The sequence below is a fragment of the Corynebacterium callunae DSM 20147 genome (assembly GCF_000344785.1).
In the GTDB taxonomy this organism is placed as follows: Bacteria; Actinomycetota; Actinomycetes; order Mycobacteriales; family Mycobacteriaceae; genus Corynebacterium; species Corynebacterium callunae.
The window spans coordinates 1,345,982-1,364,459 of sequence record NC_020506.1; the positions used below are offsets into that span (position 1 = coordinate 1,345,982).

Consider the following 18,478-nt stretch of genomic DNA (forward strand, 5'->3'; position numbering starts at 1 on the left):
GTTCTCTTTTCAGTGAATGATTGAGGGGAGTTCAGTGGTCAGGGTGGGGTAGGAGGCTTGAGCACCCGGTTTGGTTGCGGCATAGGCGCCAACGCGCGCAGCAAAAGTTGCGGCCTCAATAAGGCCAGCACCTTCAGAAAGCTTTGCGACGAGTGCCCCCGCAAACGCGTCTCCACTTCCGGTTGTGTCGACTGCCTGGATTTTGGGGGTAGGGATTTCCGTGAGTTGGCCAGGTGTGCCAACCAGAGCACCTTCGGCACCAAGGGTCATCACCACGGAAGCAAAACCCTGATTCAGCAATTCCGCGACCAATCCTTGGGGATCCGAAGTGGTCGCTGGTGTTCCGAGCATGTCCAGCACCAGAGCACCTTCGTGTTCATTGACCAGCAATGGATCTGCACGACGCAGCTGAACATGGCCCACGGACACAACTGGAGCCAAATTGATCACCACACGTCCTTGTGAAAGATCGACGGCACGCTCGAAACCATCGGCAGGGATCTCACCTTGAAGCAACACGATGCCGGAATTCTCAATGAGTTGGGAATGTTTATCAACAAATTCCGCTGTGACAGACGCGTTTGCACCAGGGATAACAATGATGGAGTTTTCCCCATCGTCAGACACAGTGATGATGGCAAGACCAGTGGGACCATCCACAATGGCAATCGCGGACATATCTGCTCCTGATTGACGCATGTGTGTCAGCGCCTCGCCAGCCATTTGATCAGTTCCAACCGCACCGATCATGGTGACTTTGGCACCTAATTGTGCTGCCGCCACAGCTTGATTGGCACCTTTGCCACCAGCACTAACTGTGCCGCCGCTGCCCAGGAGGGTTTCTCCGGGTTCAGGGTGGCGTTGAACTTTGGCGGTGAGATCGGCATTGATGGATCCAACAACGACAATGTCGGTACAGGTTGAGTTACTCATTGGGGAGTGCATTCTTCTTCCTTAGAGGGGAGTTGATGATTGATTCACGATGAATAAGGGCAGTGGGGATCGTAGTTTTCGTGACGTTGGGCACCGTGCCTGCTATTAATTCGGTCAGGATAGACACTGCTCGTTGGGCTAGTTGTTCCACATTTTGATCAATCACCGTCAATGGATGGGGCTGTAGGGCAAAGAGCGGATGGGTATCAAAACCAATCACGCTGAGATCCTTTCCGATAACCAAACCAGCCTTATGGCAGGCTTCAATGACACCGATCGTCATCATGGAATCGCCCGCAAAAAGAGTTTTAGCTCCCTGGTTGAGCAATTTTGTAGCACCGTCAAATCCAACGCTTTGTTCGTACCCACCCAGAAAAACGAGCTGCTCGCCGATGTTGGAGTTGGCACAGGCTGCTTTGAAACTCTCTAATCGTTCGCGACCTGTCGAAGTACCCATGGGGCCAGAGAGATAGCCGATCGGCACAGCGTTGTTGTAGGCCAGGAGTTCTACTGCTGTGGCGATTCCTGGTTGGGGATTAGAAGTCACCGTCGGGATTGTGGAGTCTCCCGGAAGCTCTCGGTCAACCAACACCACGGGCATTCCTTGCTTCTGCAAGTCCTCTAGTTGATTCGCACATTCTTCATTAGGCACGCAGACGATTCCATCGACACCATGCGAGGTTAGAAACTCCAAAGACCTAGACATAGTGGTGGCATCTTCATTGCTGTTGGTGATAATCGTGGCTAGTCCGGCATTGCTAGCAATGCTCTGAATCTCGGTAACCATGGCGGCGAAGTAATGGTTAATCAAACTGGGAACAATGACACCAATGGTGTTGCTGCGAGAACTGCGAAGCGCACGAGCTTGGGCATTGGCCCGGTAGCCCAGATCAGAGGCTAATTGCTGGATTCTTTCACGAGTCGATGCGGCAACCGCCGGATTATCCGCCAGTGCCCGCGATGCTGTGGCGATGGAGACACCTGCTTGACGAGCGACATCTTTAAGAGTCGGTCGGAATTTTTCCGTCGCCACGACGCCCCCTCCTTATCTCATTGCCTACCTTGATGCAATCGTTTACATAAACTGTTATTTCAACCTATTACGTGCAGGGCTACGTTGGCAACAGGGGTAGGAATTGGGGGATTACTTTCATCAAGATGACCCTTTTGTCCCAATTGGGTCTGAGACTGTCTCTACTTTAGTGGTTGAGGGTTTGATAGCTCATGTTCTGCGAGAAGTGGCAGGTGAATTTTTCTGAATGTAACCGGCTAGCCAAGGTATTTCGCTCTGTAAGCGTGGACGGTGAACTGTTACATTGCGGTTCTTACCCGAGACCTAGAAGCGGGCACCAAGTAAAAACCCTACGACTGGTCTCCGCATTAGATATGACATTTAGACGCTACAACCAAAGCGATGAAAAATCTTCTCTCACAACTCCAATCCTCCCAAAGCCATATCCGGGCGAAAATGACTCTGATGGTAATCGCAAAGGAGATCACCAGCTGGCAAACCATCTTTCTAATCGTAGTGATCCCTGCCATGGATTCATCTGGGTGTGGATAATTGCGGGGGTTTGGCAAGTAATTCGCTTATATCGGATTTGCCCTACATTCCGGTTTTTGTGGCACAAAACTCCGTGGCCACCGAGCTGCTCCACACGCAGGAGACATTCCGCGAGATCGGTAGGAGGGCAGAGGGGTTGGCTCAGTTCGATGCTGATTCTCCCTGTTGCAAGACCCACGCGTGGATCGGCTTGGAATAGCTCGGACATGGGACCCACCACACGAACGTCACCGGCTTGGAGCCAGGCTGTTACCACTGGTTCGGGAGTATTCCCTGGAAGGTATACAACAATGTCTTGTTGCTTGAAAAATACACCGGCAGGGCGCGCTATCGGGTGAGTTATGCGTGAAGCCAGGGCGATAGACTCAGTATTTTTCTGCGCGAGCTTGTCCTTCTCAGGCTGGACGCGGACATCCCACTCCGGCTCAAGGTGATCGGCGACGGCTTCGGGGTCGTGAATGAAGATAGCACCGGTGTTCCACAGTCGCCATCCGAATTCCCAGTCTTCCCCACCATAACCAATCATTGTCTCGTCGAACCCGTCGACGTGAGAAAACAATTGCTTCGAGGTACCTAGCACTGAGGAAATAATGAAGCGCCAGGAGGTATCATCGGATAGACGCAGGTGGTCGGTATATTCCCAGGCATCACGGAGCCACTGCGGTTCTACTCCGTCCTGAAGACGGGTACCCACCACCACACTGCGGGGATCAGCTGTGATCCATCTGCTCATCGCACTTAAATACCCAGGGCGGGGGACCGTATCGCCGTCGAGAAAAATTAGCACCTCGTGAGAGGCTGCCCGGGCACCTAAGTTGCGTGCGGCTGCTGCACGAAACCCCTGGTCTTCCTGGCGAACTACTGTAATGGGCAACGTCGAGGTAACCTCAGGCGGAATGTCGGATCCGTCGTCGGCGATAATAATCTCCACTTTGCCTTCATGGTTGTTTTTCTCGATCCCTGCGATGACTTTTTTTAAGGAGTCGATGTCGTTGTAATAGGGAATTACGACGCTGACTGGTGCCGGATCATCAACAGGCCTTGGTGGTATGTTGCCACGCAGCCATGGTCCGAAATGTTTGATCCATAGATCCTGCCAGGAGGTGGACACCTCCTGCCACCCCCAGGTAGGGAGTGTGTTAACGCGCTGGGTAAATTCTGGGTCTTTGGCCGCTTCGGCGAGCGCAGAAGGCCAATCGTTAACCACCACCACCTGCTCGGGATGATTAGCTGCAACTTCACGAGCATAATCGCTATCGGCTACCAACACACGTCTCCCGGCAGCGAGCCAGCGCATTAAAGATCCTGATGCAGAGAAGTGTCGGTGGGCACATACGGGGATGGCAATGCGGTCCATCTCCGCCCACAAATCAGCATCGGAAAGGTAACCGGTAACTTCCACCCCGGGCAACTCCATGTTCTCATGGCCTAAGGAGTACGTGCCGAGTGCGCGAACAGAAAGTCCGTCCACCTGCCGCGCCGCTGTGGCAATGGTCTCATGGCCTTTGCCTGGATAGATAAAACCAAGGATACCGACAGTACCAGGATCCGGGGTGCTGGCAGGGTCGGGTGCCTCAGGAAGCGGTAGAGCAATGACATGAATATCGCTGTCGAAGAAGGAAGCCTCGTGGAATGAGTTAGTAACCGAGAGGTCAGCCATTCGGGCCAGGCGCTGGTAAGCATTACTGCGGCGTTCGAAACGCTCCAGTCCTTCCTCGGGTTGAGGTACGTCATGGAAGGAAACACTAAACGGATGACCTTCTACAGCGGCCAAAACGGCATCTACTGCAGACTCTGGATCGGGGCCGAAAAGGTGGTCGGTAAACGTAACATGGATCGGGCCCGGGTGAAGTGTGTCCTCAAGCCCAGCTCGGAGGCCGCCACTGTGAGTTGCTAGTAGTCGCGCGTATTCGGTTACACCGTGTTCTGTGGGACCTACTAACAGGTGGGTTATATTCATCCGTAGCGCTCCTTTTCAAGCCAAGCATTGCATCGGGCAATGATCTGCGACTTTATCAAAACCCACTGGGGCTGCGGGGTGTGATTGCCATGGTCGGTCATCGTTATGGTTCATTTATTCCATCCATCGGACCACATTTCTAGATCAAACCTAGCAATCTCAGTCGCTGCCCATGACGTTTCATTCCTGCTTTCATCACCTCTGGGTGCTCGTGGTAGAACGCAAGCTGCGCTTGATGGATATCTTCAGGGGGTAGAGGATGCCACGTCTCACGTCCCATTACCGTCACACCTAAGGCGCAGGCAGCCCTGGCGTCTATCGGGGCATCTAAGCCGCCCAGTAATTCGCGGCCAGGATCCTGCAGTTCACCGGATACACCGATGGCTGACAGTACCTGATGTGCGAGAAATTCCAAGGTGCTGTTGTCAGGATGGTTAATGGTATGCCAAATAGGCCAGGTCTCGATGAAGTCAGAAACCCGCACCGTGCCATGGGCCTTTTCACGCTTCCGCAGCTCAGCGATGCTCATCTCAGCCAGTTCACGCAGTTTTTCTTCCTCTACGGAAGGCACAGCTGGAGCATCGATTCCTCGTGACGCAGCGACTAGGGTCCGCAGATCGTGGTAGGGCACAACCGGCGGATTGAGGGACGAATCGCTTGGGGAGCGGATGATGACCTGATAGGGCATGAGGCCATCAAAACGCAATACTGGGAACGTAACTACCCTGCCACTATCTGGCAGAAAACTGGCCAACTGGTCGGTGCCACAGGGCAACCCCCGATAATTATCGCGCACCGGTTGCATAATCAGAATATCGGTGGTCTGCAACACCACCCTAATAAGATCGATATCTTCGCAGGTCCATTCATGGATGGCGGGGATACGGAAAGAATTCACGGCTCCGGTGGAATCAAGGAGTATGCGCAAGGATTCCGCCTGGCAGTTGCCGACTACCGCTATAGTGGGATTTTCACTGATTTGGATGGGAGCGCGAAGTCGGTAGAACTCTGCGTAATGGCGACGGCGGGCCACAGTAGCAGCTCCCAAAAGCCTATTATCATATACCTGCGTAATCATTAAAGATAATATTACAGGTTATACAAGAAGATTCGCCCATATCTAGAAAGGTGGTGCTGTGTCAATCAAAGTGCTGTCCATTCCGTCAAGCCATCCATACCCGCGAGCGTTGCAACCCGTGGGGGGATGGGAAGGAATCACAGTGTTGCCGGATCCAGTGGTGAACCCTGATAAGCCAGAGCAGTGGTGGCCCCACCCCGCGTTTACACCTGAATGGTGGATCAACCCACGGAAGGTGGATGTGGTTCATGTTCATTTCGGGTTTGAACATCTTACCGTGCAACAGACCAGACAGTTCACTGAAGTTCTCGATCGCAATGGTATTCCGCTGGTGCTTACGATTCATGATTTGGATAATCCCCACCTGACTGACCAGACCAATTACCACGAACAACTGCGTATCCTTACCCGGGCTGCTGCTCATGTATTTACGCTGTCGCAGCAGGCAGCGGAGCTCGTCAACAGGCGTTATAACAGCGCAGTCGAGGTGACGCCACACCCCGCGATCACCAAAGGTCAGCCACACCCGACTACTAACCGCGCCGGGGTGTTCCTTAAATCGGTGCGTGCCAATGTCATCACCGATCCGGGGTTTTATCGCGATCTAGGTGCGGAGATCTACATCCATGAGAATGGGCCATTGGAACTAACCAGTATGGCCGATCACGTACACATGCCCATGGATGATCAAACATTGCACACCACGATCGCTCGACACCGAGTGGTTGTATTGCCATATAAATGTGGAACCCATTCTGGCTGGTTGCGCATGTGCCGCGATCTCGGCGTCAGCGTAGCCGTCCCTGATTGTGGTTGCTATGCATCTCAGATGCCGGGTGATGACGGTGTGGCTACCTACCGCACCGGTGACGGCAAAGATGCAGCTCGCGCCGTGGCAATGCTAGAAAGCTGCTACCCCGCGCGTCCACACCCGGTGCCAGATGTCAGTGGCCAACATCGTCACGTTTATCTCGCTGCAGCGGGTGAGTTATGAAAATTGCTGTTGTTGCACCGGGCCGACACCCCATTATTGAACCCTATGCCGGTGGCCTAGAGGCCTATTGCGGCATCCTAGTCAATAGTCTGCGCAACCGAGGGCATGAGGTGGACTTGTACGCCACAGCTGGGTCCGAGGGGCATGTCCGTGATTTTGAGTTCCCCAGACCAGATTGGCGGTTCACTGCCACCGAGGAAAACGATCACGACTATCCGCCTGGGCATTCGGAACAGGAAGATCGGGCATTCGCGCGTCTGCGGGCGCACCTTGAGGCAAGCAACTACGACGTGGTGCATAACAATAGTTTGCACCCGGAACTGTTGCTATCACAGACCCTACCCCTGGTTACCACCTTGCACTGCCCACCAGTAGATCGTATGGCAGCGGTGGCACCGGAATCGAGAAGCGTTTTTACCGCAGTTAGCAACTCTACCGCCGCCAGCTGGGCTCTGCCTGGAATCCAGGTCATCCCTAACGCGGTGGATTGTTCTGTCTGGCGAGAGGGGCCTGGAGGTCAGAGTGCTATTTGGTTTGGACGTATTGTGCCGGAGAAGGCACCACACTTGGCTATCGACGCCTGCCGCAAGGCTGGAATCCCACTGACGATTGTGGGCCGACGTTCCAGCCCGACCTATTGGGCAAGCGAGATCGTACCGCGTCTAGGCAACGATGTGGAGTGGATCGGAACTCTCAATCACACCCTACTGGCGGAGCGGGTTGGTCATTCTCGCGTCGCGGTGATCACCCCGGAGTGGGAAGAACCCTTCGGGTTGGTCTCCATCGAGGCGATGTCTTGTGGCACCCCGGTGGCGGCATTTGCCCGTGGTGGGATGGCTGACGTACTAGATGCCTCACCATGCCCTTCGGTACAGGCTGGTAACGTTGAAGCGCTCGCTCAGGCCATTCGTGATTCGAGGTTCATCGACCGTGCAAGGGTCGCCCATTATGCCCGTGAAAATTATGGGATAGCTGCTTTCCTCGACCGCTACCTCGCGGTGTATAGAAAAGTAACAGCAGAGAGATCGGACCGGAAAAAAGCTCCAGTCACCACCGGAATTGTGTCCCGTATCGCCGCTTTTGCCCATGAGGAGGCCCAGCCATGATAGGCATGTATGCACACCACAGCGGTAGCGGGCACCTGCACCGCGTTCGCTCAATTGCCAGGCATCTGAAAGACGAAACCGTGGTCTTTTCCTCCGCACCCGGCGCGGATATCCAGTTGCCCTTGGACACTGACCCGGATAATCCCGCCCCCCGGGATCTGACGGCTGGGGGGACCCTCCATTGGTCGCCTATAGGAGTACCAGGACACACACAGCGTTTGGCGCTTATCGCCGCCTGGATCACCAAGCATCGCCCCCGCGCATTCTATGTAGATTGTTCCGTCGAGATCGCTAGCTTCGTACGTCTCATGGGCATTCCCGTAATTACGATCGCCATGCCAGGATTTCGACATGATCAACCCCACCAATTGAGCTACCACCAGGCTAGCGCCATAATCGCTGCATGGCCGGACTGGGTTCCCGTACCTACTCACCTGATTGCCCACGTGAATAAGCTTCACATGGTTGGTGGTATCTCCCGCTTCGAACCTCCGACGCAGTCATGCCAACGGTCCGGCGTCATAATCCTTCGTGGTGCAGGCGGAGACGACTTTGATAAGCATACCTGGCCGGAGGCCACGGTGCTTGGCGGAGATAGATTCGTGGACAACCCCATTCCACTCCTTTTGAGTGCTTCGGTAGCGATCGCAGCGGCCGGACAGAACTCCGTGGCTGACCTTGCCATTACTAGAACTCCTGCAATCATCCTCCCGCAGGACCGTCCCTTCGGTGAGCAGAGCACCACTGCAAAGACGCTGACTCAAGCCCGGATTGCCGTAGTTCCCACCACATTCCCGGAACCGGGAGAGTGGGAGGTTTTGTTTGAACAGGCGAGGAATAGAGCAGCGAACTGGCACCTCTGGCAAGCCGAAGGTGCAGCTAAAAGAGCTGCAGCGGTGATTGATGATGTGGCCAACGTGGAAGGAAATTAACCAGAATATGAAGTATGCGGTAGTGACCATAGCTGATGATTCACGACAAGCGCATGTGGACATGCAGCTGGAAGGATTGAAGAAATGGGCGCAAGGTACTCCACACTACCGTGGGTATATTGACACAGATATGAACCTTGCGCGTGCCCGCAACGAAGTAGCTGCCAGGGCTGTGGCAGATGGGGTCGAGCTGCTGATTTTCCTTGATGCTGATTGCATTCCAGGGCCCTTCTTAATACCTTTCTACGTGGAGGCAGCGCGTAACTGGCCTGATGAAGTCCTCTGTGGCCCGGTCACTTACCTTCAGGAACCTGACGATCGGGGATATCAATTAGACACTTTGCTGGAGTTGACTAACCCCCACCCAGCGCGTCCGAACCTGCCCGCGGGGCAGAGTAGATTAGGGACAGAAGAGGAGTGGAAGTTATTTTGGTCGCTTTCCTTCGCGATGAGTACTTCCGCATGGCAGGATAGCGGAGGCTTTGATGAGGGTTATGCTGGGTACGGAGGCGAAGATACTGATTTCGCGTTTAGCCTCCGGGCGCAGGGTAAAAAACTGCGCTGGGTGGGCGGAGCCCACGCCTATCATCAGTGGCACCTAGTATCCTCTCCACCAGTCGAACACCTCGATGATATCTTGGCTAACGCGACGCGCTTCCACTCCATTTGGGGTATCTGGCCTATGGAAGGCTGGCTGGTGGCATTTGCTGAACGCGGGTTGGTGAAGCGTAGTGACGATGGCTGGGTACGCACCTAAAGTGACACTTGTCGACGCTAAACCTCTACATCTGAATGGCATGTTCTAGATGGAGTGGGCATCACTGCAACTTTGCCTGAAAGTTTTTGAAAATCGACCTGAATCTGGACAATGATATGGCCCGTCCGGCAATCAGAAACTTTCTCTAGGAGACTCTGAATGGTCTAGCTCAGCAGAATTATGCTTGATTGATCGTACGTTTCGACATGATTGGCATTCTTCCGACAATAATTAAAAATGGGAACTGAATATAGGGCTTTGTACTTTTCTCAATACAAACCTCTCTGGTCTATGAAGAGATAAAAACCAGAGATCTCACCGGTTGCGGTTTATTCTCCCTTTCAAGTGGTGTGTACCACGCAGTAGATTACTGTCGCATCAGCTGCCAAATAACGATTCGAAAGGCTGAATCGTGTGCTAATGGTTCGGGCTTCTTAATGTGTATGGAATCTTTAGGGTATTTGATGCGAATTCTAGAGGTTCGCCACAACGCCATGTGTGAACCAAAGGGATCAACCGTCGAAAAGCGTTTGCTTGCGCAGTGATTTGCTGTGGGCCGCAACGTGTCCATCCTGTGGCGTATCCTAGAATGCATGGCTTTTGCTGCTGAACATCCTGTCCTGTCCTACTCTGAGCACCGCCCGGTTGGTGAGATCGAGCGAAGCGATGACAAATTTGAGGTTATTAGTGAATTTGAGCCTGCGGGTGACCAGCCCGCGGCTATTAAAGAGCTCGATGAGCGCTTAGACCGTGGTGAGCGGGACGTGGTGCTGCTGGGTGCTACCGGTACGGGTAAGTCCGCAACGGCGGCGTGGTTGATCGAAAAGCAGCAGCGCCCCACTTTGGTTATGGCTCCGAATAAGACGTTGGCTGCGCAGTTGGCTAATGAATTGCGGCAGCTGTTGCCCAATAACGCGGTGGAGTATTTCGTGTCTTATTACGATTACTACCAGCCAGAAGCGTATATCGCGCAGACTGATACCTATATTGAAAAGGACTCCTCGATTAATGAGGATGTGGAGCGTCTGCGTCACTCGGCGACGTCGTCTTTGCTAAGTAGGCGAGACGTCGTGGTGGTTAGTTCGGTGTCATGTATTTATGGTCTGGGCACTCCGCAGTCTTATCTTGATCGCTCCGTTGTGTTGAACGTGGGGGAGGAGATCGACCGAGATCGCTTTTTGCGCCTGCTGGTAGATATTCAATACGAACGCAATGATGTGGGCTTTACTCGTGGAGCTTTCCGCGTGAAAGGCGACACCGTGGACATCATCCCGGCCTATGAGGAATTGGCGGTGCGCATTGAGTTTTTCGGTGATGAAATTGATGCGTTGTACTACATCCACCCCGTGACTGGTGACACCATCCGGCAGGTGAATGAGATCCGTATTTTCCCAGCTACGCATTATGTTGCAGGACCAGAGCGGATGGAAAAGGCTGTCACAGATATTAAGGCGGAGTTGGAAGTACGTCTGGCTGATCTGGAGAATCGCGGCAAGTTATTGGAGGCGCAGCGTCTTCGGATGCGTACTGAATATGACTTGGAAATGATCGAGCAGGTTGGTTTTTGTTCGGGCATTGAGAACTATTCTCGCCACATCGATGGGCGTGGGGAGGGGACAGCGCCGGCCACGCTCATTGACTATTTCCCAGAGGATTTCCTCACCATCATCGATGAGTCTCATGTTACGGTCCCTCAGATCGGCGGCATGTTTGAGGGCGATATGTCCCGTAAACGTAACCTCGTAGAATTCGGTTTCCGCCTGCCGTCTGCGATGGATAACCGCCCATTGACCTGGGAAGAGTTTGATGAACGCCGTGGCCAAACAGTATTCATGTCCGCAACTCCAGGCAAGTTTGAGATCGCCGCTGCCGATGGTGAGTTTGTGGAGCAGGTCATTCGCCCGACAGGATTGGTGGATCCAAAGGTCACCGTGAAGCCAACGAAGGGGCAGATCGATGATCTAATCCATGAAATTCGCGAGCGCACCGATAAAAAAGAGCGCGTCTTGGTGACCACTTTGACCAAGAAGATGGCCGAGGATCTCACCGATTATCTGCTGGAAAACGGCATTAAAGTGCGTTACCTGCACTCCGATATTGACACCTTGCAGCGTGTGGAATTGCTGCGTCAGCTGCGCCTTGGTGAATATGACGTGCTCGTTGGTATTAACCTGCTTCGCGAGGGTCTTGACCTGCCGGAAGTTTCCCTGGTAGCAATTTTGGATGCCGATAAAGAAGGCTTCCTGCGCTCGACCACCTCGCTTATTCAGACCATTGGCCGTGCCGCCCGTAACGTCTCCGGCGAGGTCATCATGTATGCCGATAAGATCACCGATTCCATGGCTAATGCCATTGAAGAAACGGATCGACGCCGTGAAAAGCAGGTTGCTTATAACAAGGAGCACGGCATCGACCCGCAGCCGTTGCGCAAAAAGATTGCCGATATCCTAGACCAGGTCTATGAAAACACTTCCGACTCCGCCGGCAGCGGATCCGGAGAGGCTGCGGTGGTTGCGAAACCAGATATCTCCAGCTTGCCTGCCAAAGAGGTGCAAAAGCTTATCGACGACCTGAGCGCCCAGATGGCTGCGGCGGCCAGGGAGTTGAAGTTTGAGTTGGCTGGACGTCTGAGGGATGAAATCTTTGAGCTCAAGAAAGAACTCCGCGGAATTAAAGACGCAGGTATATAAGATGAATTAAGCCCTTAATCACCAACTATTTTGTTAGACTTATGCACAATGACACAGCAGCAGGGATTATCCTGCCTAGAGCTTTAGGGAAAGGTGACATGAGCGAGAATTACAGCAAAGTCGTCGTCGGAACAGATGGATCTAAGTCTTCTCTGCTCGCGGTGGAGCGCGCTGCGAAGATTGCCGCAGCCTTTGATGCCACATTGATCATTGGTTGTGCATATTACGAGAGCAAAGATGATGCCTCCAAGACGCTGCGCCAGGATTCCATGACCATTCTCGGTGATGATCCCGCCCGTGCAAACCTGGAAAAGGCTTCTGAGGTTGCTCGCGCAGCTGGTTGTGACAAGATTCAGGCAGAGGTTCGTTCTGGCACTCCAGTTGAAGCACTGATGGCCATGGTTAACGATAACCAGGCTGACCTACTCGTGGTAGGTAACCGCGGTATTAACTCACTGACCGGCCGTTTGCTAGGTTCGGTTCCTGCTGATGTGGCTCGTCAATCCGACTGTGATGTCATGATTGTTCACACTGTGAGCTAAAAGATTTTCTTTAAAGCTAAAGCCGGTTTTCATTCACCCTAAACAGGGGAGTGGAGACCGGCTTTAATCGTCTTGATGTTTGGCATCAAATTCTTCTTGGGCCTCGAGGACTTTGGCGAGCTCGGCTTCTACTGTGCCGGCTAGTAGGCGCAGCGGTTCAGCGATCTTTAGCCCGAGAGGCGTTAAGTGATAATCCACATGGGGTGGGATTGAGCTGTGGACAGTGCGTTCAATCATTCCATCCCTTTCCAACTTGGAAAGGGTTTGGGAGAGCATGCGATCACTTACGCCCTCCACCTGACGGCGAATTTCGGAGAACCTAAGTGGGCTTTCTGTTTGTTCCAAGGCCAGAATGGTTAATCCGCCCCATCTGCCGGTGACCTCTTGCAAAGCTACTCGGGAGGAACACGCAGCGGATAAAACATTGGGCGCTGGGGTTTGAGTATCAGTGGCTTGATCTGTCATGGGAAATAGTTTAGTCCCCACCATTAACTAAAGAAAGTATTGCGCTTACTTTTTATTAGTGCTAAGTTTGCATAAGTAAATTTTCCCGCAGAAAGAGATATAGAAAAATGCGCATTGCAGTTACTGGTGCAACCGGAAACCTCGGACACTTTGTCATTGATTCCCTCATCAACCGTGGCGTCGCCGCTGCAGACATTGTGGCAATTGTCCGCAATGAAGCAAAGGCTGCAGATTTGGCTGAGCGCGGTATCAACCTTGGTGTTGCAGCCTATGAGGATGAAGTAGCACTCACCGCAGCTTTGCAGGGCGTGGATCGCCTTGTACTGATCTCCGGCAGCGAGGTAGGAAAGCGCGTTGAGCAGCACACCAACCTCATCAATGCAGCCAAGGCTGCAGATGTAAAGCTCATCGCTTACACCAGCTTGCTCAATATTGAGTCCTCTGACCTTTCCTTGGCTGAAGAGCACCGCGTCACCGAGCAACTCTTGGCAGACAGTGGCGTTGAATATGCACTACTGCGCAATGGTTGGTACTGGGAGAACTACGCTTCCGCAATTGATACCGGCAAGGCTATGGGCCAATTCTTCGGTGCAGCTGGCGATGCCAAGGTATCCGGCGCAGCACGTAAGGATTATGCAGAGGCTGCTGCTGTTGTCATCACCAGTGAGAACCAAGCTGGCAAGGTATACGAGCTTGCCGGTGCGCCAGCTTTGACCTACCAGGGAATTGCAGATGCTGCCGCTGAGGTTATTGGTTCCCCAGTCACATATGTTAACCAGACTGTTGCTGAGTACCAGGCAGTTCTTGAGGGCGCAGGCCTACCAACCGGACTTGCCGGCATGATTGCAGATTGGGATAGCAGCATTGAAAAAGGTGCCCTCTATTCCGAGAGCACCGATCTTCAAGACCTCATTGGCCGTCCATCCACATCTGCTGCAGAGGCACTTGCTTAAGCATTAGTTAAAGAGAAATCTCTCCAAGAACACTCAAGGTCTGGGTTGCACGCGTTACTGCAACATAAAGATCCTGCAGCCCTTGGGGAGATTCTTTTATAATCCCCTCCGGATCAACCACAATGACGTGGTCAAACTCCAAGCCCTTGATTTCCTCAACCAGGAAATGATTATGGGCTTGAGTAAAGCGTGCTTGGGAAGAAATAACCGCGATGCTACGTTCTGGATCCTCTCGGAGAAATGCCTCTTTGAGCTGCTCAGTGTCGGCATCTGTGGGAAAGAATTCTACGGCACGTCCAGATTCTCGGATTGCAGTTGCCGGTGCCAAATCAGGATTAATTCGGGCTAACAGTTGGTTTGCCACCACCATAATTTCCGCAGGGGTGCGGTAATTCACTGTGAGTTCGTGATGACGGAATCTGTTCTTGATAAATGGTTCCAAAGACTCGGACCAATCGTCAACACCTGCAGGCGAACCGGTTTGTGCGATATCACCAACCAGCGTCATCCACCTGGAAGGGCTGCGACGGAAAACCATACGCCATTCCATGGGGGAGAGTTCCTGTGCCTCATCTACAATGACATGGCCATAAGCCCAGGTGTGGTCAGCCTTTGCACGTTCAGCGGTGGAACGGTTATCCCGCACTTCTTGGCGCTGGGCGAGGGTTTCCGCATCGATAATATCGAATGCCGAGAGAATTTCTGCGTCTGGATCGATATCAGGATTTTCATCAATATCCGAGGACTGAGAAGAACTCAAGACGTCTAGGACTTCTTGAGCATCTTCAATTTCCTGACGCCACTTTTTCTGGGCTTCTTCTCGAGCTTCATCTGGATCAGGTAAGCCAATAAGAGTGGTTAGTTCATCTAAAAGCGCTGCATCAGAAGGTGCCCACGGAGCGTCTTCTGCACGAAGGAGTGATGCGTGGGTTTCCTCGTCATAACCGGCTGCTGCAGTTTCGATGCGCTCAGCGTCGGTAAGCAGATCCTGGAGGACCTGCTGAGGCGCCAACTCCGGCCAAAAACCTTCAATGACCTGCAACAGGGCCACGTCGTCAAGCAAATCGTCGTGTAATTGATCAATATCTGCTGCAGAGAGCAGGTTTTTGCCACCCAAAGGATCGGCGCCAATGGTCTGCGCCATTTGGTGAGCCAACTGCTCCACCAGATGCTCGCGGAAAATTGGACGCGCTAAATTATGCGGCTGACGGGAGCGACGGGCGCGGGTGCGTGACTTAGCCACAGTTTTTTCATCGATAACGATCACGATGCCATCAACGGTGACTTCAAGCGGGATTTCAGGAACAGTCTGATAAGCCCGCACTGCCTCATTGAGGATGGTGGCCATTTCCTCAGAGCCCTTGATTTCTCGGGTGAGCAAATCCTCATGACCAGTGGGTTTGATGCCAGGGTAGAGATCGCCAATGGTGGATAAAACCACGCCAGTTTCACCGAGTTCGGGCAAAACGTGAGAAATATATTCCAAGAAAGTCTTATTCGGACCGATGATCAAGACACCAGATTTGGCCAATTGTTCGCGCCAGGTATAGAGCAAATAGGCCACCCGGTGCAGTGCCACGGCGGTCTTACCGGTGCCGGGGCCACCCTGGACGACCATGACGCCTCTGGTGGTATCGCGAATAATTTCATCCTGCTCGCGCTGGATGGTTTCCACAATATTGGTCATATGCCCAGTACGAGCTGCTTGCAAAGCTTGGTGCAAGGCAGATTCGGAACCAACGCCTTGCTGTTGAGCAGCGGCTAAAGCAGCATCACCTGATAAAACCTCATCATCAATTCCACTCACCTTGCGGCCGCGAGTGCGGATATGGCGCCGTAATTCCACGCCTTCTGGCTGCACCGTGGTAGCTAGATAAAATGGTCGCGCCATGGGAGCGCGCCAGTCCAAAAGCAGGGTGCGGTAATTATCTTCACGTGCATCCAAACCCATGCGGCCGATATAACGACGATCAAGAGTGGGCTTGCCCGGAACGGGATTTTCTGGGGTCTCGCCAGATTCTTCAGCAACGTCAATGCGGCCAAAAACAAGTCCTAATTGGGCTAAGTTGAGGCGATCGAGTTTTTCATTAAGTCCGTGATATTCAGTTTCACGGCGCACCAAAGCCTCGGGATCAGGGTTGGATGGGTCGACGTCCTTCATCACTTCCGCCAACCGCTCATTTGCCCTATTTACCTCATCATCGAGGCGTTGAAAGAGCATATCAACATAAGCCTGTTCCTCCTGGATGGCTTTTACTGCGGACTCTTGCACATCCGCACCAGCAGGGAAGTGGCCTGGGGTGGTCATTGAGATAGACCTCCTGAATTCCTGATCTAAGTACCTAACTTCATGTGACTTGGTAGAAAACTCATCTGCTTAAAACCCAAAGATGAAGGAGGCTAAAGGTGCCACCCGAGAAATAATATGGCCAGCAATCTGATGTTTTGCGTTTTCAATACAACACCAAGAAGCTCTTAATCATTCCAGATAGCACCTCAACTCGCGCATTCACCATGCAAAAATGCAGGCGAAAGTGGGAGATCTCCGAACTTCCAGCACTTTAGCCAGTAAAAATAACGTCGAATAAACGAAACCGCCACGCAACCTCCATGATGGGAGTGCGTGGCGGAGCGTATGCAAAGGCTAAGGCCTAAATAAGCGGGCTAAAGAAGTATTACTTGAGCTTCTTCTGTGCGCGGTCAACAGCCTTATCAGCACGCTTTTGCAGCTTGCCGTAATTCTTATTTGCCTTCTTTGCAGCACGGCCGGTGGTTTCCTCCGCAACCTGAAGTGCAAAGTTAGCCTTATCCTGCGCCTTGGTTGCGGCCTTAACTGCGGAGTTACGCGCGGTCTTAGCGTTGGTCTGAGCAGCGTCTAGCCAGTCTGCACGATTGTCTTCAACAAACGCGGTTGCCTTGTGAGCATAATCGGTGACGGTATCAGCAGCCTTGCGGGCAGTTTCGGTTGCAGTCTTCAGCCAATCTTCCTTGTTCTCACCCACAAATTCCTGAGCGGTGTGAGCATACTCGGAAACCTTGCCGGTGGTGTCAGAAATCCAATCAGAAGCCTTCTCACCGATCTTCTCGGTTTCAGACTTGGTTGGAAGTGCCTGCTGAATCTGCTTCTTACCAACCTGAGCAGCGTGGTTTGCACGCCACTTCACGCCTGGCTTGCCTTCGGTATCTACTGCAGTAATAAACAGGCCACCTAGCAGTGCGATGTTGGTGACAAACCCATTGCGACGATCGCGCTTTTCATTGGCATCCTGAGTCTCCCAGAATGCGTTTCGAGCCAAGATGGTTGGAACGGTAACAACAGCCAAGGCTGCTGCGGAGATGCGAGGAAGCCGACCTAATGCGAGCAAAGAGCCGGCACCTACTTTGGTGCCACCGATGATACGGGTGACAGTTGCTGGATCCTTGGAAATCCGCTTTGCGTATTTGCGGGGGAGCACATAGCGAATACGGTCCAAGACCACCTCGGTTCCTTCGACATGTGCCTGGGGGTTCAGGACGGTTTCTGCACCATCGGCGATGTACACCGAAGCTAGCATTGGTCGGGCGAACTTGCGGATCATGTATTTATGCTCCTATCTAACGGTTTTTCCAGGCCACTCCAGGTGGTGGTCGCATGGGTTTTTCCAGAGTTATTCTCTACTCAATTATCTTACCTAGGTTATGACTGGTGTGCCGTGAAGTTATCACCTTTTGGAGGGTTTTGTCAGCTATCTAACAATGAATTTTGGAAGTGTTCTCAAAACGAACAGAATGCACCCTAATTTGTGGGGTGAGCTGCGCGTCTATCCGGAAAAACTTTGATGAAAACTGCTTGTAAAGCTCACTGACTGTCCGTTTCGGGGGGTGGCTTACCAGCGTCGCTCCCACCACGCCTCTAGCTCTGGGCGTTCTTGACCCAAGGTGGTTTCCTTGCCGTGACCTGGCCAGATAATTGAATCATCAGGATATGTCTCAAAGAGTCGCTGCTTAACATCATTAAAGAGGCGAACAAAGTCACCTTCACTGCTGGTCTTGCCTAGTCCACCTGGGAAGAGGCTATCTCCCACAAAAAGGTTGGTCTTGCCGTCGATCTCAGCAACAAGGGTTGCACCACCCGGGGTGTGACCGCGCAAAATGATAATGGGCAGTTCGAAACCTTCAAACTCAATGACATCTCCATGATGTAGCTCAACGTCAACTGTTGCAGGTAGTGCTGGCACCTCCAAAAATGGGGCATAATGGGTAGCTCCGGTAGCGTCGAGAATATCCTCGAGGGCGCGAACGTGATCCGAGTGGCGGTGGGTAGTGAGAACCTTGGTGATTTTTACCCCTGCATCCTGAGCCATTTTTAGCAGTGCGGGTGCGTTGTCGGCAGCGTCAATCAAAAGGCCATTTCCTTTAGCGGCCAAAAGGTAACAGTTATTGTCCATCTGAGAGACGGAAATCTTATGTAAGACGAGTTCATTGGTCATAGAAGATAGGGTAGCGCAAATTCAACTTTCGATGC

The 18,478-nt window shown here is 52.7% G+C and carries 15 protein-coding genes; 7 read left to right on the top strand and 8 right to left on the bottom strand.

Going from position 1 to position 18,478, the window contains the following annotated elements:
- Positions 1 to 9 precede the first annotated feature (9 nt).
- From rbsK1 to H924_RS06365, 4 genes are all read right to left on the bottom strand, one after another.
- Positions 10 to 933, bottom strand: a complete 924-nt coding sequence (gene rbsK1 / locus H924_RS06350; RefSeq protein WP_015651134.1) for a ribokinase RbsK1 — start codon at positions 931 to 933, stop codon at positions 10 to 12.
- Positions 926 to 1,966, bottom strand: coding sequence for a transcriptional regulator UriR (uriR, locus tag H924_RS06355; RefSeq protein ID WP_015651135.1), 1,041 nt, complete (start codon positions 1,964 to 1,966; stop codon positions 926 to 928). The genes rbsK1 and uriR overlap by 8 nt, the downstream gene beginning before the upstream one ends.
- A 463-nt stretch (positions 1,967 to 2,429) precedes the next feature.
- Positions 2,430 to 4,457 carry a glycosyltransferase gene (locus tag H924_RS06360; RefSeq protein ID WP_015651136.1) on the bottom strand — a complete coding sequence of 676 codons (2,028 nt, stop codon included), beginning with the start codon at positions 4,455 to 4,457 and terminating at the stop codon, positions 2,430 to 2,432.
- 139 nt (positions 4,458 to 4,596) lie between these two features.
- Entirely contained in the window at positions 4,597 to 5,535 is a 939-nt protein-coding gene (locus tag H924_RS06365; RefSeq protein ID WP_162139359.1) for a WcbI family polysaccharide biosynthesis putative acetyltransferase, read from the bottom strand.
- A 142-nt stretch (positions 5,536 to 5,677) separates the two neighbouring features.
- On the opposite strand from H924_RS06365, the gene H924_RS06370 reads away from it, so the two are divergent.
- From H924_RS06370 to H924_RS06395, 6 genes are all read left to right on the top strand, one after another.
- A complete protein-coding gene (locus H924_RS06370; protein WP_015651138.1) occupies positions 5,678 to 6,529 on the top strand; it encodes a glycosyltransferase in 852 nt (283 codons plus the stop codon).
- Positions 6,526 to 7,635, top strand: a complete 1,110-nt coding sequence (locus H924_RS06375) for a glycosyltransferase family 4 protein (protein ID WP_015651139.1) — start codon at positions 6,526 to 6,528, stop codon at positions 7,633 to 7,635. The genes H924_RS06370 and H924_RS06375 overlap by 4 nt, the downstream gene beginning before the upstream one ends.
- Entirely contained in the window at positions 7,632 to 8,567 is a 936-nt protein-coding gene (locus tag H924_RS06380; protein WP_015651140.1) for a glycosyltransferase, read from the top strand. Before H924_RS06375 ends, H924_RS06380 begins: the two co-directional genes overlap by 4 nt.
- 7 nt (positions 8,568 to 8,574) lie before the next feature.
- Positions 8,575 to 9,324 carry a glycosyltransferase family 2 protein gene (locus H924_RS14140; protein ID WP_029703062.1) on the top strand — a complete coding sequence of 250 codons (750 nt, stop codon included), beginning with the start codon at positions 8,575 to 8,577 and terminating at the stop codon, positions 9,322 to 9,324.
- 593 nt (positions 9,325 to 9,917) lie between these two features.
- Complete coding sequence (uvrB, locus tag H924_RS06390) at positions 9,918 to 12,014, top strand: excinuclease ABC subunit UvrB (protein WP_015651142.1); 2,097 nt, start codon at positions 9,918 to 9,920, stop codon at positions 12,012 to 12,014.
- Between the two features lie 98 nt (positions 12,015 to 12,112).
- Positions 12,113 to 12,556, top strand: coding sequence for a universal stress protein (locus H924_RS06395; RefSeq protein ID WP_015651143.1), 444 nt, complete (start codon positions 12,113 to 12,115; stop codon positions 12,554 to 12,556).
- Between the two features lie 63 nt (positions 12,557 to 12,619).
- Here H924_RS06395 and H924_RS06400 read toward each other — a convergent pair whose 3' ends face one another.
- The gene (locus tag H924_RS06400) at positions 12,620 to 13,021 is read right to left on the bottom strand and encodes a winged helix-turn-helix transcriptional regulator (protein ID WP_015651144.1); all 402 of its coding nucleotides are present in this window, start codon (positions 13,019 to 13,021) and stop codon (positions 12,620 to 12,622) included.
- 107 nt (positions 13,022 to 13,128) lie between these two features.
- Between H924_RS06400 and H924_RS06405 the strand changes: the two genes are divergently transcribed.
- Complete coding sequence (locus H924_RS06405) at positions 13,129 to 13,974, top strand: SDR family oxidoreductase (RefSeq protein ID WP_015651145.1); 846 nt, start codon at positions 13,129 to 13,131, stop codon at positions 13,972 to 13,974.
- A 7-nt stretch (positions 13,975 to 13,981) separates the two neighbouring features.
- On the opposite strand, the gene H924_RS06410 is transcribed toward H924_RS06405, so the two are convergent.
- The 3 genes from H924_RS06410 to H924_RS06420 all read right to left on the bottom strand — a co-directional run bounded on the left by H924_RS06410 (position 13,982) and on the right by H924_RS06420 (position 18,443).
- Positions 13,982 to 16,282, bottom strand: a complete 2,301-nt coding sequence (locus H924_RS06410) for a HelD family protein (RefSeq protein WP_015651146.1) — start codon at positions 16,280 to 16,282, stop codon at positions 13,982 to 13,984.
- A 367-nt stretch (positions 16,283 to 16,649) separates the two neighbouring features.
- On the bottom strand, positions 16,650 to 17,552 hold the full coding sequence (locus H924_RS06415; RefSeq protein WP_015651147.1) for a DoxX family protein: 903 nt from the start codon (positions 17,550 to 17,552) through the stop codon (positions 16,650 to 16,652).
- Positions 17,553 to 17,840: 288 nt separating this feature from the next.
- Positions 17,841 to 18,443: an MBL fold metallo-hydrolase gene (locus tag H924_RS06420; protein WP_015651148.1), complete on the bottom strand. Its 603-nt coding sequence runs from the start codon at positions 18,441 to 18,443 to the stop codon at positions 17,841 to 17,843.
- Positions 18,444 to 18,478: the final 35 nt, after the last annotated feature.

Bases quoted from the DNA above. Each gene is read 5' to 3' on its own strand.
- rbsK1 (WP_015651134.1), bottom strand. From the start codon at position 933: ATGAGTAACTCAACCTGTACCGACATTGTCGTTGTTGGATCCATCAAT.
- H924_RS06360 (WP_015651136.1), bottom strand. From the start codon at position 4,457: ATGAATATAACCCACCTGTTAGTAGGTCCCACAGAACACGGTGTAACC.
- H924_RS06365 (WP_162139359.1), bottom strand. From the start codon at position 5,535: ATGATTACGCAGGTATATGATAATAGGCTTTTGGGAGCTGCTACTGTG.
- H924_RS06375 (WP_015651139.1), top strand. From the start codon at position 6,526: ATGAAAATTGCTGTTGTTGCACCGGGCCGACACCCCATTATTGAACCC.
- H924_RS06380 (WP_015651140.1), top strand. From the start codon at position 7,632: ATGATAGGCATGTATGCACACCACAGCGGTAGCGGGCACCTGCACCGC.
- H924_RS14140 (WP_029703062.1), top strand. From the start codon at position 8,575: ATGAAGTATGCGGTAGTGACCATAGCTGATGATTCACGACAAGCGCAT.
- uvrB (WP_015651142.1), top strand. From the start codon at position 9,918: ATGGCTTTTGCTGCTGAACATCCTGTCCTGTCCTACTCTGAGCACCGC.
- H924_RS06395 (WP_015651143.1), top strand. From the start codon at position 12,113: ATGAGCGAGAATTACAGCAAAGTCGTCGTCGGAACAGATGGATCTAAG.
- H924_RS06400 (WP_015651144.1), bottom strand. From the start codon at position 13,021: ATGACAGATCAAGCCACTGATACTCAAACCCCAGCGCCCAATGTTTTA.
- H924_RS06405 (WP_015651145.1), top strand. From the start codon at position 13,129: ATGCGCATTGCAGTTACTGGTGCAACCGGAAACCTCGGACACTTTGTC.
- H924_RS06410 (WP_015651146.1), bottom strand. From the start codon at position 16,282: ATGACCACCCCAGGCCACTTCCCTGCTGGTGCGGATGTGCAAGAGTCC.
- H924_RS06415 (WP_015651147.1), bottom strand. From the start codon at position 17,552: ATGATCCGCAAGTTCGCCCGACCAATGCTAGCTTCGGTGTACATCGCC.
- H924_RS06420 (WP_015651148.1), bottom strand. From the start codon at position 18,443: ATGACCAATGAACTCGTCTTACATAAGATTTCCGTCTCTCAGATGGAC.